General features: G+C 35.9%; 1 protein-coding gene. It reads right to left on the bottom strand.

The window, feature by feature from the left end; genetic code table 11:
- Nucleotides 1–941 (bottom strand): Delta(5) desaturase DesA (gene desA, locus K9V48_RS28140; protein WP_224142332.1); only part of this gene is annotated, 941 nt, incomplete at its 3' end.
- Nucleotides 942–981 lie beyond the last annotated feature (40 nt).

Raw genomic sequence — 981 nt, 5'->3', positions numbered from 1 at the left:
AATAGACGGAAGCGAATAGACTGTAAGCTTGTGCGAAGATTAATCGTTGTTGCTTGTTGTAAAGGTGGAGTCGATTCATGTGCTTTTTCCAAGTTATAGTTAGGAACTCTTGGGCTTAAATGATGCACATGGTGAAAGCCGATATTTCCAGTTACCCACTGTAAAACCTTTGGCAACTTATAATAAGAACTTCCATCGACTGCAGCTTTAACATAATCCCATTCTGCTTCAACTTCAAAATAAGAGTCTTCAAACTGATGCTGCACATAAAACAACCAAATGCCTAGGGTACCGGCTATGAAAAGAATCGTACCTTGAATAATCGCAAATGCTTGCCAACCTATTAACCAAATCATGAGAGAATAAATAACAATTACCGAAATATTAATCAGATACGTGTTATTGCGCTCTTTTGGTCGAGCATCTTTTCGATTAAATCGATTGCTTACTAAAAATAATAATGCTGGTCCTAAACCGAACATAACAATCGGATTTCGATAAAGTCTGTAGGAAAGTCGTTTCATTAGGGAAGCTTCCACATATTCTTCCACAGTCATTATCCATATATCACCAACGCCGCGCTTATCTAGATTTCCGCTTGTAGCATGATGAATATTATGTTCGCGTTTCCACTTCTCATAAGCAAATAATGAAATAATCCCAGTGATAGTACCAGTAATATTATTTGCTTTCTTATTTTTAAAGAAAGAACCATGTGTACAATCATGAAAAATAATAAAAATACGAACGACAAATCCTGCTGCGATAACGGACAAACCAACTGTCAACCAAACAGAAACATCTAAACTCAAGTAAGCTAAGAACCAAAGGGTAAAAAATGGTGGAATCGTATTAATAAGTTGGAAAATGCTCTTTCTCAACTCGGAATTTTCAAATGGTTTCACATTTTTGCGTAATTCAAGCGTCTTTTCTCTGCTCATCTTATCCTCCTAAAACGAATTATTACCCTAATTATAAAGG

This window comes from Metabacillus rhizolycopersici, from assembly GCF_020075705.1.
Note: the sequence above shows the minus strand (reverse complement) of the source record. Positions and strands in the feature narration are given on the sequence as shown.